The sequence below is a fragment of the Providencia sp. PROV109 genome (assembly GCF_033681625.1).
Lineage (GTDB): Bacteria > Pseudomonadota > Gammaproteobacteria > Enterobacterales > Enterobacteriaceae > Providencia > Providencia hangzhouensis.
In genome coordinates this window covers 2,497,438-2,510,448 of record NZ_CP096320.1, presented here as the reverse complement: position 1 = coordinate 2,510,448, position 13,011 = coordinate 2,497,438, and the positions used below count along the sequence as shown (strand labels likewise).

Genomic DNA, 13,011 nt, shown 5'->3' with positions numbered 1-13,011 from the left:
GAATAATATGTTAAATAACTCAATGAAAAGCCCTCTGTTATCCGTGAAAGATCTCAGTGTGACATTTGCAACTCAAGATGGTGAGGTTACCGCCGTAAACAAATTGAACTTTGAATTAAGTGCGGGGGAAACGCTTGGCATAGTTGGTGAATCAGGCTCAGGAAAATCACAAACTGCTTTCGCACTCATGGGCTTACTCGCCAAAAATGGCAGAATTAATGGCTCTGCCATGTTTAATGGCCGTGAGATTTTGAATTTAAGAGAAAAAGAATTAAACCGTATGCGAGCGGAAGAGATTTCAATGATTTTTCAAGACCCAATGACATCATTGAACCCTTATTTGAAAATTGGTACACAGCTGTCGGAAGTTCTCATGTTACATAAAGGCATGAGTAAAAGAGAAGCTTTCGAAGAATCAGTTCGTATGTTAGATGCCGTTAAAATGCCTGAAGCACGTAAGCGTATGAATATGTATCCACATGAGTTTTCAGGAGGAATGAGACAACGCGTCATGATTGCAATGGCCCTGTTATGCCAACCAAAGCTGTTAATTGCTGACGAACCCACGACAGCACTTGATGTGACTGTACAAGCGCAAATCATGACGTTGCTCAATGAGTTAAAACAAGAGTTTGATACTGCAATTATTTTGATCACCCACGACCTTGGGGTCGTCGCAGGGGTATGTGATAAAGTCCTAGTGATGTATGCAGGACGCACGATGGAGTACGGTACTGCGAAGGATATCTTTTATCATCCATCTCATCCATATTCACTTGGCTTGTTAGCTGCTGTTCCGCGCCTCGATGGTGATGACGAAAGTTTAGCTACCATTCCCGGCAATCCGCCTAATTTATTACGTTTACCCAAAGGCTGCCCATTTTCACCTCGTTGCCAATATGCAGTTCAGCAATGTGTTGACCAAGAACCTGCATTAACCACATTTGGTCAAACGCGGTTACGTGCCTGCTTTAAGCCACTGGAGGAATTGGTATGAGTACCCATGAAAATAGGCCAGTTTTACTCGAAGTGAATGACCTTAAAGTCCATTTTGAGATTCGAGATAAAAAACAGTGGTTTTGGCAACCAAACAAAAGTCTTAAAGCGGTAGATGGCGTAACACTTCGTTTATATGAAGGTGAAACATTAGGTGTAGTCGGGGAATCAGGGTGCGGTAAATCCACTTTTGCTCGAGCACTTATTGGGTTAGTTAAAGCAACGGATGGTACGGTAAGTTGGCTGGGGCAGAATTTATTAGGTAAAACTGATAAAGAGTGGCGCAGTGTTCGCAGTGATATTCAAATGATTTTCCAAGATCCACTGGCTTCGCTTAATCCGCGAATGACCATCGGTGACATTATCGCTGAGCCATTAAAAACCTATCATCCTAAAATGCCACCATCACAAATCACAGAAAAAGTGAAAAAAATGATGATGCGGGTTGGCTTATTACCAAATTTGATTAACCGCTACCCCCATGAGTTTTCGGGAGGGCAATGCCAGCGTATTGGTATCGCAAGAGCATTGATTTTAGAACCTAAACTCGTGATTTGCGATGAGCCAGTTTCTGCATTAGACGTGTCAATTCAAGCACAAGTTGTTAATTTATTGCAAGAATTACAACGTGAAATGAAATTATCGCTAATCTTTATCGCGCACGATTTGGCGGTTGTTAAGCATATTTCTGACCGTGTCTTAGTGATGTACTTGGGGCATGCCGTAGAGCTTGGTACCTATGATGAGGTATACAATAATCCCTTACATCCTTATACACGCGCATTGATGTCAGCAGTGCCCGTTCCTGATCCCGATAAAGAAAAAAATAAGGTAATAGAACTTTTAGAGGGTGAATTGCCATCACCCATTAACCCACCTTCAGGTTGCGTATTTAGAACCCGTTGCCCATTAGCGGATGAAGAGTGTGCAAAAACAAGGCCATTATTAGAAGGGAGTTTCAAACATGCGGTGTCTTGTTTGAAAATTGACCCATTGTGATTGTTTTCTCGTGATGGGCGAAAGGGAATGGCGTTTAGGGGGCTTCTACTTTAATTAATCCAAAAGGGACGAAATGTCCCTTTTAATCAACTATTTCTTCCAAAAAATATGGTGAAACGGTTTAGAAGGGTGGCGGCTAATTAATACGCGAGCAAAAATATCGTCTAATTCGGCGTCAGGGCTTTGAGCTAATCCAATAACCACTTCACTTAATTGGTTTAAATTAAGCTCTTCAGTAATCATCTCTTGCCAATTAAGGGTAACAGGAACAATTTCTGCGGCACCTAACTCTTCAAACTGCAAAGCAAAAATTAATTGGTCAGCGGGCTCTAAATTATCCATTGCCCCTTCAAGAAAAAGGTCATAAGCCATTTCAATGATGTCATCTTCATCGATTAAAGGTGTATTTTGTATTTCAGTCATGACCTTTCCTAATTAACTTAATTTATAACAATGGGCTAAAGAAGTAGCAAATGCGTTCAACGACACGGTTCCAGAACGGACGTTGTTCCCATTCTTCAATTTCTAAACGAGTTGAACGCGCAATATAATCATACTGAACTAGCGTGAGATCGCTACCAAAACTTTTATCATCAATGACCACTGTTATTTCAAAATTGAGCCATAAACTGCGCATATCAAGATTTACTGAACCAACAAGGCTAAGCTCGCCATCAACCAAAACACTCTTCGTGTGTAATAAACCGTCTTCAAATTGATAAATCTTAACACCAGCAGCTAATAATTCACTGTAAAATGAGCGGCTTGCCCAGCGAACAAGGAATGAGTCATTCTGCCTTGGCATAATAATACTGACGTCGACACCTCGCATTGCTGCTGTACAAATTGCATGCAAAAGGTCATCACTAGGCACAAAATAAGGGGTGGTCATGATCAGTTGTTTGCGCGCAGAGAACATCGCGGTCATCAGTGACTGTTGAATCAACTCATCAGGGAAGCCCGGTCCTGAGGCGATAATTTGTGTTGTATGCCCATTCGCTTGTTCAAAAGGCATAATATTACTGTCAGGCGGTGGTGGAAGTACGCGTTGGCCGGTTTCCATTTCCCAGTCAAAAGCATACACGATACCTAATGTGGTACTCACAGGGCCTTCCATACGTACTAAAATGTCAACCCATTCACCAACCCCTGAATCTTGTTTAAAATAACGAGGGTCAACCATATTCATACTGCCTGTATATGAAATATAGTTATCGATAACCACTATTTTACGATGTTGACGTAAATCCATTCGACGCAAGAAGAAACGCATCAAATTAACTTTTAATGATTCTACAAACTCAATACCTGCAGCACGCATTTTTTCGGGGTAATCGCTACGGAAAAAATGCCAACTTCCCGCGGAGTCCACCATAATCCGGCACTTAACACCGCGTTTAGCGGCATTAAGTAAGGCTTCGGTAACACCGTCGACTAAACCACCCGGTTGCCAAATATAGAAGACCATTTCAATCGAGTGCTGGGCATTGTTGATGTCGTTGACTATCGCTTTTAATGAGTCTTCACAGGTAGTTAAAAGTTGAATTCTATTACCTTTAACACCAGCAATACCCTGGCGCTTTTCAACTAACTGAAATAATGGTTCAGCGACGGGGCTATTATCAGTGGCGAAGATATGTTTTGAAGTTCGTAAGTTTTCTAACCATGTCGCGACGGAAGGCCACATATCATGAGCTTTATCGACTCGACGTTTACCGAGGTGAAGTTCACCGAAGGCGACATAGGCAATAATCCCGACTAATGGCAGAATATAAATGATCAGGAGCCATGTCATGGCTGAGGTGACCGGCCTTCTTTTGACTAAAATGCGGACTGTAATTGCTGCAATAATTAGCCAATATAGGAAGAACAGAAGCCAACTCATAAGTGTATAGACGGTTGCCATAACGGGTCAGATGCCTCACTGATCAGAAAAAGGTTCAAAAAAAGATAGTTTAGCTAAAAAAACTGTTAGTAAAATATCAACTTAATAGAATTTAGCAAAATTCTGCAGTAAAAGCTTCGTGAAATAGAGTAATTTGTTAGGAAAAATAGTTTTGTTAATTGATTTTATCATCATGAAATTAAAAGCAGTGCACCGAAATGACATAAAAAGTTCCTCTTGGTTCTTTTTTTCAAAGGAATATAATATTTTTTTCTAATAATTTTTAGACGATAAAAGGACACAATTAAATGAGACGTAGTAGGCATGAAGTAGGGCGTTGGCGTATGTTAAGACAATCCCTACGTCGCCGTAGACGCTGGCTAGAAGGGCATTCAAGGCGAAACATGCGCATCTATGCAATGCGTAAAATTGACATTTACCATCGTCGGCATTCCCTGCTTTTTACCCAATGGATTGAGTAAGGTTATTACAGCGTACACTCACATTTTTCACTTTGTATGACAAACCTTATTGAATATGATTGCTATTTGCATTTAAACTATCAGTCATATTCTTTTTTGGTAGACAGGTGTAGGGTAGAAATTGCATATGCGTTGGATGCGTTGGACTTTAATTATCGTCGTTTCATTATCTATTCATGCGGGTCTTGCAATGGCATGGATTTTTAATCAACCTAATTTGGTCAGAGACCCTGAACCATTGACGATTTCTATGATTGCTTTTGCCGCCCCTGAACCTGCTTCTGAGCCCGTTGAGCAGGTTGAAACACCGGTAGAGCCAGAACCAGAGCCCGTTATAGAACCTGAACCCGAACCGGTAGTTGAACCTGTTATTGCATTACCTAAGAAGAAACCTGAGGTAAAGAAAAAGCCTAAGCCAAAACAGGAAGAAAAGAAAAAAATTAAAGAAGATGTTAAGCCAGTTGAAAAGCAATTGGCGATGAATAATCTTAAATCAGACGTTACTGCGCCGAAAACGAATAACAGTCCAATTAAAACTGCAAACAATACAGGGGCAAGTAATAGTCAATCGACTAAGAAAGGCGGCCCGAGGGCTCTGCATAAACAAGCTCCTTCCTATCCTGAACGCGCGCGTCGCTTAGGTAAAGAAGGATATGTGAAAGTTCGTTATGATATTGATGATGGTGGACGAGTGACAAATATTGAATTTGTCGAAGCCTCACCTAAAGGTTTATTCGAGCGGGATGTTAAACGTGCAATGAACCGTTGGACTTTTGAAAAGCAACCTGCAAAAGGCTACGTGACTGAAATTTATTTCAAATTAGATGGCACTGTTAGCCAAGTCTAATGGTTAACATTAGGTTGTATAAAAAAGCACCACAGTAATGATGGTGCTTTTTAGTTTTTACATAATGAGTGGAGCAAAAAACTTATGCTTCGTTAGTTTTTTGATCTGAACTCGCTAACTGAAAATGTTGTTTTTCTTTGGGTAATGAACGTGAGGTACTATCATCATTAACTGCGACATAAGTAAATACCGCATCAGTAGCACGGTAACGTTGCCCAACAGGCTCCGTTGCGACTTTTTTTACCCAAACTTCAATATTAATGGTAATTGAGCTTTTTCCTGTTTTTAAGCAACGTGCATAGCAGCAAACAACATCACCAACTGCAACGGGCTTTTGAAACTTAATGCCATTAACTGCCACAGTAACAACTCGTCCGAGCGCTATTTCTTTTGCTAAGATAGCCCCACCAATGTCCATTTGTGACATTAACCAGCCACCAAAAATATCACCATTCGCATTAGTATCTGCGGGCATGGCTAATGTACGTAAAACCAACTCACCGTTCGGCAATTGCATATCTGACTCTTATTAAAAGGGTTATTACTTTTGATTTTGCATTTATAACAAATTACATATGCAATAGTAAACCTGAACCATACAGTTATTGATTGATAATAGCTATTTGATTGAATTGCTGCAAAAATAAGACAAATATGGTACCCATTATTAATAAACGGCGTCTAATTCTTGGTAAAAGATCAACTTTTGCAAAGAAAAAGCAAGAAGTGTTTTTTATATTTAGTCAATTGATTGAATTGGCTATACTCAATAATATAAATTTTATTGATTAATTTAGAGGTATGAAATGAGATTGTTACTGGCAATATTATTACCTTGGTTGCAATTTTTTACGATAGGGCGCCCCTTTGCTGGGATCATTTGCTTAATTCTACAGATCACGTTAATTGGTTGGCTACCCGCTGCCATATGGTCGGTATACGCATTATCACAGTACAATACAGATAAAAAAATTGAAAAAGCATTTGGTGACAAGCGCTATTAATAAGAAAAAAAACCTGCTAATCGATAGACAATTAGCAGGTTTTTAACTCTAATTTTTAATTATTCTTCGTGTTTTTCTGCAGGCTCTTTAACCATATTTTTAAAAATATAGACCACACTCAGTACTGTAAATATTAATGTTCCCGCTGTCAGACCAAAGACTTTGAAATTTACCCAAATATCTTGCGCCATCCAGAAAGCAACATAAATGTTCAGTAATGCGCAGAAAATAAAGAATATTGCCCATGCACTATTGAGTTTGTTCCAATAACTATCTGCTAATTTTATTTCTTGATTACTGCCTAACATGCGCTGAATTAGGGGCTTTTCAGTAAACCATTGGCTAAAGAGTAATGCGCCAGCAAACGCAGCATAGATGATAGTGACTTTCCATTTAATAAATGCATCACTGTGGAAAATAAGGGTTAACGCAGCAAAACTCATCACAATTGCACAGGTGATTTTTGCAACTTTCTCAACTTTTTTATAAATAAGGTAGGTAGCTAATAACGCTAAAGGAGTGGTAACCATTAGTGCGCCACTCGCATAGAAAATATCGTATCTTTTATAGACTATAAAAAAGATTACCAAAGGAATAAAATCAATAAGTTGTTTCATAACAGTGAATACAGCGCCTCAACGTAAAGATAATGGAGTAGTTTAACCGATTTTGGCTTTAATTGTTAAAAGTTTGCACCTTTTTACCAATAAACATGTTTTGTTACCAATCATATTTGCACTATTTTACGATTATTTGACTTACTTCTAGATAAACTTTATTAGTTCGGATATAAGTAATACATAAAATAATTTAACTTGCTAATTTATAGGTACTTTTCTCCCATGATAAAGGCAAAGCTATTTGTCTGGATGCCAGGTTTAAAAACGCTATTTAACTATCAACGTACAGACTTAGGCCCTGATATTAAAGCGGGTTTGTCTGTCGCTGCAGTTGCTTTGCCAGTGGCTATTGCCTATGCCGAATTAATGGGGGTGAATGCCATTGTCGGATTATACTCATGTATTTTACCAATGTTTTTCTATGCGTTATTTGGGACGTCGAAACAATTGATTATCGGGCCTGATGCCGCAACATGTGCTGTAATTGCAGCCGCAGTCGCACCACTCGCAATGGGGGATGAAACCGTTCGTTGGCAACTGATTATTGTCATGAGTTTTATGACTGGGGTTTGGTGTTTGATTGCAGCAAGGTTTCGTTTAGGTACCTTTGCTGATTTTTTATCGAGACCGATATTGCAAGGTTTATTAAATGGGGTAGCTCTTACGATTATAGTCAGCCAAATCAGTAAAATATTTGGTATTATGACTTTACCTTCAGGGTTTATTGAACGCTTAATAGCGTTTCCATTAGCGCTAATGGAAACACATATTCCGACATTATTAGTAGCTATTACAACATTGGTAATCACCTTAGTGATTAAACGAGTAAGGAGTAAGTGGCCGTCCCTATTAATTGCAATGGTTTTGGCTACAGCAGCCAGTATTCTATTTAATCTTGAGCAATATGGAATTAGCACGGTTGGGGATTTAGGTGAAGGACTTCCTTATATACCTATGCCTGATTTTCCGCCAGGGTTACTCAGAGATCTTGTCATTCCATCATTAAACTTAGCAGTGATTAGCTTTGTAAGCTTTATGATGACAGCGCGAAGTTTTGCAAGCAAAAATGGCTATACCGTGGATGCAGACCAAGAATTAAGAGCATTAGGAATGGCAAATATTGCTTCTGCTTTTGGTCAAGGTTTTGCAGTGAGTGCTGCGAGCAGCCGTACAGCAGTTAATGATATGATGGGAGGGAAAACACAGTTGGTTTCCCTCGTTGCCGCGGTGACCATCTTAGCTGTTTTACTTTTTTCTATGAATTTATTGGAATATATCCCTATGCCTGCTTTAGGGATGGTTTTAATTATTTCAACTTATTCCTTGCTCAGTTTCCGCAGTATTTTATCAATGCGTAAACGCAATAGAGAAGCTTTTTTCTTATGTGTTTTTACTTTATGCGCAGTGTTGGTAGTTGGTTTGATTAGTGGGGTAGGTTTAGCCGTTTTATTAGGTTTATTACAGTTTATCCGAATTATATTTAGGCCAACAGATCAACTATTAGGCGTTGATGAGCATGGTATGTTGCACTCGATGACATCAGAAAATGATATTCAAGAAGTTGATGGCGTCCTAATTTATCGTTTCAATTCTCCGCTTACCTATTTTAATGTGAATTACTTTAAAGAACGGTTAAATAAACATTTAGATAATCAACGTAAAAGACCCGCTTGGGTGATTGTTGATGCTGCTGTCAGCTTTACGCATAATGATGTGAGCGTATTTTCCACATTGAATGATATTGTGACATCTTTGAAGGCGAAAGGGGTGACTTTGGTATTAGCTGGGCGTAGAACTTCTCTTAATCGTTGGTTAGAACAAAATAAAATCAACCGTTCAGATGATGATTTATTGGTGGTACCGGATATTTATTTTGCGATCCGTTTAATTCAAAGTAAGCAGCAAATTCAAATGAAATGTGTGGAAGAAAGAAAGACACAAGAGAGTGGGAAGGACCCAGGCTCATTAGAATATGATTGCGAAAATCGAATAGGACCAACGAATATTAACTCAGATAAAGTTTAAAAATAACGTAAATAAAAAGGTATCAAATGATACCTTTTTATCAGCGAGATCAATTTTTTGTGATTAGCATATATAAACGATAAAAGTAAATTAAAGCAAATGCGGCTACAACATTATTGAGTAAAAAGGAGATACCATTAATCGCAATATGATTCATATTAAGGTTACCCAATAGAACACTGATAAGCATTTGAACGGCCATCCAAATTAAAATCATCGGTAAAGCGACACGCCAATTTGCATAAGCCAATTTCCAGCTTTTTCCCATCGCACTAAATGGGTTGGTGTTTTCTGTCATTAAAATTGCTGGCGCTAAGGAAAAACCAATGGCTAGCACGATACCAGGTAGAACCATAATTGTGATGCCTAATTGGATAAGCAGCGAGCAAACGACCAACAGAAGAAACATAGAAGGCGCTTTGTTCAGTGATGATGTTATCGCTTGAAGCCCTGTCATATCTTCGCCACGAGACATCCCTGAGATATAGGATAATGTGCCACAAATAAGGAACAAACTGCCAAGAGTGACTGAGAGAATCAATCCAAAAGAAACGCGCAAAATACTACTTTTATCTTCTTCAGATAGATTTAGAATCCAGTCTTGTAACCCCGAATTACCAGATTCAATCATTTTACTTTGTGCTTGAGCAAGAACACCTATCATCTGTTCACTAGGGATCATCATCGCATAGATGACAAGGCTTACCACGGTGGCTAAGAGCACAATGGTGAGGAGGCCACTCAATTGGTTTTTAAAGAAATTGATACTATCACTGATGAGTGAGTTGGCCGAAATGGACATGACACTGCTCCTATCTACAAACGGGATCAAAATTTTAATCTAATTGTAACTGAGTATCACGCCTAGAGGTAGAGAAAGATAAGAAAATTCGGGAGGTTAAGAAAAATATATTGCTCATGATGATCGAATGTAATTAACCCAAGAAATGAATTTATATAAATTGTATTTTTTATGCATGTTTAAGTTTTGAAATAAATATCTATATTTAGAAATCAAATTTTTATTTTGTTAGTTACTTTATAAAAATTGATTTAAATCAAAAATAAAAAAACAATAAATGAAATAATAAATCCATATTTATTGGTTTACCTATAAATTAGTAAAAGATGTGATCTTGATTTGAACATCAATTTAAATAATACGGTATATTTTCCTAAAATAAAAACATAGGAATGGGATTGATAATGAAAAAACTCACTGCGCTTGTATTAGCTGCTGCAACTTTAGCTCCAGCAGTTTCTATTGCTCATGAAGCTGGCGACTTTCTTTTCCGCGCGGGTACTGCAACTGTCAGACCTAATGTCGGAGGGGATGATGTTAAAACGGATACTTTAGGCAATTTAGGTACCTTTGGTGCTAATAATAATACCCAATTAGGTTTAACGTTTGGGTATATGATCACTGATAATATCGGTGTGGAATTATTAGCAGCAACTCCATTTGAGCATAAAGTTGGTACAGGTCCTACAGGTAATATTGCAACAGTTAAACATTTACCGCCAACATTAATGGCACAATATTATTTTGGTAGTAAAGAAGATAAATTACGTCCTTATTTAGGTGCCGGTGTTAACTATACTTTCTTCTTTGATGAGAAATTTAACTCTACCGGAAAAACTGCAGGCTTATCTGATCTAGATCTATCAAGCTCGTGGGGCTTCGCGGCACAAGCAGGTATGGATTACATGCTGACTGATAACTGGATGTTAAACGCTTCTCTTTGGTGGATGAATATTGAAACGGATGTAAAATTTAAACAAGATGGAAAGCAATATAAAGTTGATACTCGTTTAGACCCATTTGTATTTATGTTTGGTGCGGGTTACCGTTTCTAAGAATTTGATAGGATGCAATACAGGTAATACCTGAATTCTGAAGGATTAGAGAGAAGTAGGAAATCCGAGAATATTCGTATTCTCGGATTTTTCAATTCCTATTAAACCTAAACATATATTTAACAAATGGTTATCATAAAAAAACAATTCATGATAATGATATTTATAATATATCAATTAGTGTTGTAGAGTGATAATAAAGTAAAGGTACTTATTGATTAACATTATTTAGGGTAATTAATAAAATTAAATAAAATATTGAGACTAATTACCTTGAAATAAAAAAGCCGAATACAGGGGCGTATTCAGCTTTAAGATATTATTCAAATTTACAATATTAAATTACCAAAACCATTGCACGTTTAACCCAGCATTGACGCTACTGGTTTCATATTCATCCGGCTTATAAAGTGGGGCACCTAAGAATAAGTCATAACTAAATATATTAACATTACCTCTCATGCCTATAGCCATTCCTAATAATTGGTCATCAGAATAGAGACCTAACGGATAAACACCGCCGAATACACGTCCATAGTCAAGAGCATAGTATGGATAGATGGAGAAGCCAGGAATATAAAAGTTAAACTCATTGCGTAAGTAAAAACCTTTGTCACCTATTAGGGAAAATTCTTCGTCAAAACCACGAACCGTCCAACGGTTACCTAACGAAAATTGATCTTGAATGGTTAAGCGGTCTCGTGAGTATTGTATAAACAGTTGTGGATTATAACTCATAATAAAATTGTCAAAGGCGAAGGGGAACATTCCTGAAATATCGGCAGTATAAACACGGCTCATTTTGCTGACATCACCATATTTCATATCCCAGCTTTCTTCGGCACCAAACCAAGGTACATTACGTTGGTAATATATTGAAGCATCGATAGTTGAATTATTGATGTTTTGACGGTGGCTAACACCGAGCTTAAGGCTGGTAAGGTCACGTTGTTGGGAAAGTAGGGCGACATCCTCTAATTTATATTTTGATTTTCTTTTAATTAATTGAATTGATGCAGTGTCTTTGAACGTTTGCCCACGCAAGAAAACATTACTCGCCGTAGCATTATAATATTTACTATCACCATAATACTTATAGCTAAATACGGAGTCATTAATAGTTTGTTTATAGTCGCTTTTGCTTGCATACAATGAAAAAAGCCAGTAGTTGTAGGGTACGGCATAATAAATTGCAGTATTACTGGTGCTGTAGCGGGCTTGGTTTTTTAAATTTTTTCCTGCTGAAACATATATTGTGTCGTTTAAACTCGTTAAATTGTTAGCATACAAAGTCACTCCGACTTGATCTTTACCCGTTTGGCGGCTTCCTGAGTTATTGTAATATCCACCTACGTTAAAGTGAGATGATTTTTCTCTTTGTATGGAAATATCAGATGTGGAAAACTCTTTACCCGGTGCTAGCTCTATATTCACTTTAGCACCCGGTATCCGTTCAAGGTTCTCTAAGCCTTGTTCGATGTCACGAATATTCAGAATATCCCCTTCTTTAGCAGGCATAATCGCACCTAATGTAATATAAGTGTCGCTACCTTCTGCAAGTTTTACATTCGCAACTTTACCTGGAATAATTTGGAGCGTTAAAATACCCTCACTGATATTTTGTTCTGGAATATTAACTCGTGTTGTGACATAGCCTGATTTAATTATTTTATCTTGTAAGCCCTTTGCTAAAGTTTCAACGCCATTAATACCAATGCATACACCAACAACTTGGTTTGCATAAGCTTCTAGAGGTCGCATAGAAGGGAGTTTAGGCTCAGAGAGTAAGATAACCTGTTTCATTTGAAAACAATCTTTCTCATCATCAAAAACTAAAATATTATTTGAACGCTCTCTAGTTTTACCTAAGGCATCTTTAGCTTCTAATTGAGTCTGTTGTTGGCGAGAACGATCTTGGCTAGCTTGGTTATTAATTTGTTGGTCAATAATTTGTGCGGTATTAGCTGATGCAGCTAAAGGCAAAGAAGTTAAAGTTGATAATAAAAAAATAAATCGAAAATTCATGTGCACCACATTAATTTTAATAAAGATTAAAGTTATTTTTATGATATAAAGACTAATAAATTGCCGATGTGATTATTTATTAATTAAATACATCAGAATTTTCTTGTTTAATCTCCATCAGTCCTTTGTTTTGAAATGAGTACATGTATATCCCTATAATAAACCTATTGCTAATTTTCTTATTTTACATAATTTAATTATGCGTTAAATTTATAATAAATAAAAATTAATTAAATTGATTGAGTTAGTGTAAATGCTTTTGGGGATTACT

Annotated in this window: 13 protein-coding genes; 7 read left to right on the top strand and 6 right to left on the bottom strand. The window is 37.5% G+C overall.

The window, feature by feature from the left end; translation table 11 throughout:
• Positions 1-7: 7 nt before the first annotated feature.
• Together M1F25_RS11575 and oppF are read left to right on the top strand one after the other, a co-directional pair.
• Positions 8-997, top strand: coding sequence for an ABC transporter ATP-binding protein (locus tag M1F25_RS11575; protein ID WP_036957694.1), 990 nt, complete (start codon positions 8-10; stop codon positions 995-997).
• A complete protein-coding gene (gene oppF, locus M1F25_RS11570; RefSeq protein WP_004254119.1) occupies positions 994-1,995 on the top strand; it encodes a murein tripeptide/oligopeptide ABC transporter ATP binding protein OppF in 1,002 nt (333 codons plus the stop codon). The genes M1F25_RS11575 and oppF overlap by 4 nt, the downstream gene beginning before the upstream one ends.
• A gap of 90 nt (positions 1,996-2,085) precedes the next feature.
• Here oppF and M1F25_RS11565 read toward each other — a convergent pair whose 3' ends face one another.
• Positions 2,086-2,418, bottom strand: coding sequence for an HI1450 family dsDNA-mimic protein (locus M1F25_RS11565; RefSeq protein ID WP_004254123.1), 333 nt, complete (start codon positions 2,416-2,418; stop codon positions 2,086-2,088).
• 22 nt (positions 2,419-2,440) lie between these two features.
• The gene (cls, locus tag M1F25_RS11560) at positions 2,441-3,901 is read right to left on the bottom strand and encodes a cardiolipin synthase (protein ID WP_094960524.1); all 1,461 of its coding nucleotides are present in this window, start codon (positions 3,899-3,901) and stop codon (positions 2,441-2,443) included.
• Positions 3,902-4,188: 287 nt separating this feature from the next.
• On the opposite strand from cls, the gene M1F25_RS11555 reads away from it, so the two are divergent.
• Together M1F25_RS11555 and M1F25_RS11550 are read left to right on the top strand one after the other, a co-directional pair.
• Positions 4,189-4,362, top strand: coding sequence for a YciY family protein (locus tag M1F25_RS11555; RefSeq protein ID WP_004254127.1), 174 nt, complete (start codon positions 4,189-4,191; stop codon positions 4,360-4,362).
• 127 nt (positions 4,363-4,489) lie between these two features.
• Entirely contained in the window at positions 4,490-5,209 is a 720-nt protein-coding gene (locus tag M1F25_RS11550; protein ID WP_036957695.1) for a TonB family protein, read from the top strand.
• An 82-nt stretch (positions 5,210-5,291) separates the two neighbouring features.
• Here the strand turns inward: M1F25_RS11550 and yciA are convergent, their stop codons facing one another.
• Complete coding sequence (yciA, locus tag M1F25_RS11545) at positions 5,292-5,726, bottom strand: acyl-CoA thioester hydrolase YciA (protein ID WP_004254136.1); 435 nt, start codon at positions 5,724-5,726, stop codon at positions 5,292-5,294.
• A 289-nt stretch (positions 5,727-6,015) separates the two neighbouring features.
• On the opposite strand from yciA, the gene M1F25_RS11540 reads away from it, so the two are divergent.
• Positions 6,016-6,213 (top strand): YqaE/Pmp3 family membrane protein, encoded by a 198-nt coding sequence (locus M1F25_RS11540; protein WP_004911118.1) that lies wholly within the window; start codon positions 6,016-6,018, stop codon positions 6,211-6,213.
• A gap of 59 nt (positions 6,214-6,272) precedes the next feature.
• On the opposite strand, the gene M1F25_RS11535 is transcribed toward M1F25_RS11540, so the two are convergent.
• Positions 6,273-6,830, bottom strand: coding sequence for a septation protein A (locus M1F25_RS11535; protein WP_004254142.1), 558 nt, complete (start codon positions 6,828-6,830; stop codon positions 6,273-6,275).
• A gap of 225 nt (positions 6,831-7,055) precedes the next feature.
• On the opposite strand from M1F25_RS11535, the gene M1F25_RS11530 reads away from it, so the two are divergent.
• Entirely contained in the window at positions 7,056-8,858 is a 1,803-nt protein-coding gene (locus M1F25_RS11530; RefSeq protein ID WP_181487914.1) for a SulP family inorganic anion transporter, read from the top strand.
• Between the two features lie 49 nt (positions 8,859-8,907).
• Here M1F25_RS11530 and M1F25_RS11525 read toward each other — a convergent pair whose 3' ends face one another.
• Complete coding sequence (locus tag M1F25_RS11525; RefSeq protein WP_096863786.1) at positions 8,908-9,660, bottom strand: YciC family protein; 753 nt, start codon at positions 9,658-9,660, stop codon at positions 8,908-8,910.
• Between the two features lie 404 nt (positions 9,661-10,064).
• On the opposite strand from M1F25_RS11525, the gene ompW reads away from it, so the two are divergent.
• Positions 10,065-10,715, top strand: coding sequence for an outer membrane protein OmpW (gene ompW / locus M1F25_RS11520; RefSeq protein ID WP_181487912.1), 651 nt, complete (start codon positions 10,065-10,067; stop codon positions 10,713-10,715).
• 342 nt (positions 10,716-11,057) lie between these two features.
• Here the strand turns inward: ompW and M1F25_RS11515 are convergent, their stop codons facing one another.
• Positions 11,058-12,740 carry a ShlB/FhaC/HecB family hemolysin secretion/activation protein gene (locus M1F25_RS11515; protein WP_004254154.1) on the bottom strand — a complete coding sequence of 561 codons (1,683 nt, stop codon included), beginning with the start codon at positions 12,738-12,740 and terminating at the stop codon, positions 11,058-11,060.
• Positions 12,741-13,011: the final 271 nt, after the last annotated feature.

Bases quoted from the DNA above. Each gene is read 5' to 3' on its own strand.
- M1F25_RS11565 (WP_004254123.1), bottom strand. From the start codon at position 2,418: ATGACTGAAATACAAAATACACCTTTAATCGATGAAGATGACATCATT.
- M1F25_RS11530 (WP_181487914.1), top strand. From the start codon at position 7,056: ATGATAAAGGCAAAGCTATTTGTCTGGATGCCAGGTTTAAAAACGCTA.
- ompW (WP_181487912.1), top strand. From the start codon at position 10,065: ATGAAAAAACTCACTGCGCTTGTATTAGCTGCTGCAACTTTAGCTCCA.
- oppF (WP_004254119.1), top strand. From the start codon at position 994: ATGAGTACCCATGAAAATAGGCCAGTTTTACTCGAAGTGAATGACCTT.
- M1F25_RS11535 (WP_004254142.1), bottom strand. From the start codon at position 6,830: ATGAAACAACTTATTGATTTTATTCCTTTGGTAATCTTTTTTATAGTC.
- M1F25_RS11540 (WP_004911118.1), top strand. From the start codon at position 6,016: ATGAGATTGTTACTGGCAATATTATTACCTTGGTTGCAATTTTTTACG.
- M1F25_RS11575 (WP_036957694.1), top strand. From the start codon at position 8: ATGTTAAATAACTCAATGAAAAGCCCTCTGTTATCCGTGAAAGATCTC.
- M1F25_RS11555 (WP_004254127.1), top strand. From the start codon at position 4,189: ATGAGACGTAGTAGGCATGAAGTAGGGCGTTGGCGTATGTTAAGACAA.
- yciA (WP_004254136.1), bottom strand. From the start codon at position 5,726: ATGCAATTGCCGAACGGTGAGTTGGTTTTACGTACATTAGCCATGCCC.
- M1F25_RS11550 (WP_036957695.1), top strand. From the start codon at position 4,490: ATGCGTTGGATGCGTTGGACTTTAATTATCGTCGTTTCATTATCTATT.
- M1F25_RS11525 (WP_096863786.1), bottom strand. From the start codon at position 9,660: ATGTCCATTTCGGCCAACTCACTCATCAGTGATAGTATCAATTTCTTT.
- cls (WP_094960524.1), bottom strand. From the start codon at position 3,901: ATGGCAACCGTCTATACACTTATGAGTTGGCTTCTGTTCTTCCTATAT.
- M1F25_RS11515 (WP_004254154.1), bottom strand. From the start codon at position 12,740: ATGAATTTTCGATTTATTTTTTTATTATCAACTTTAACTTCTTTGCCT.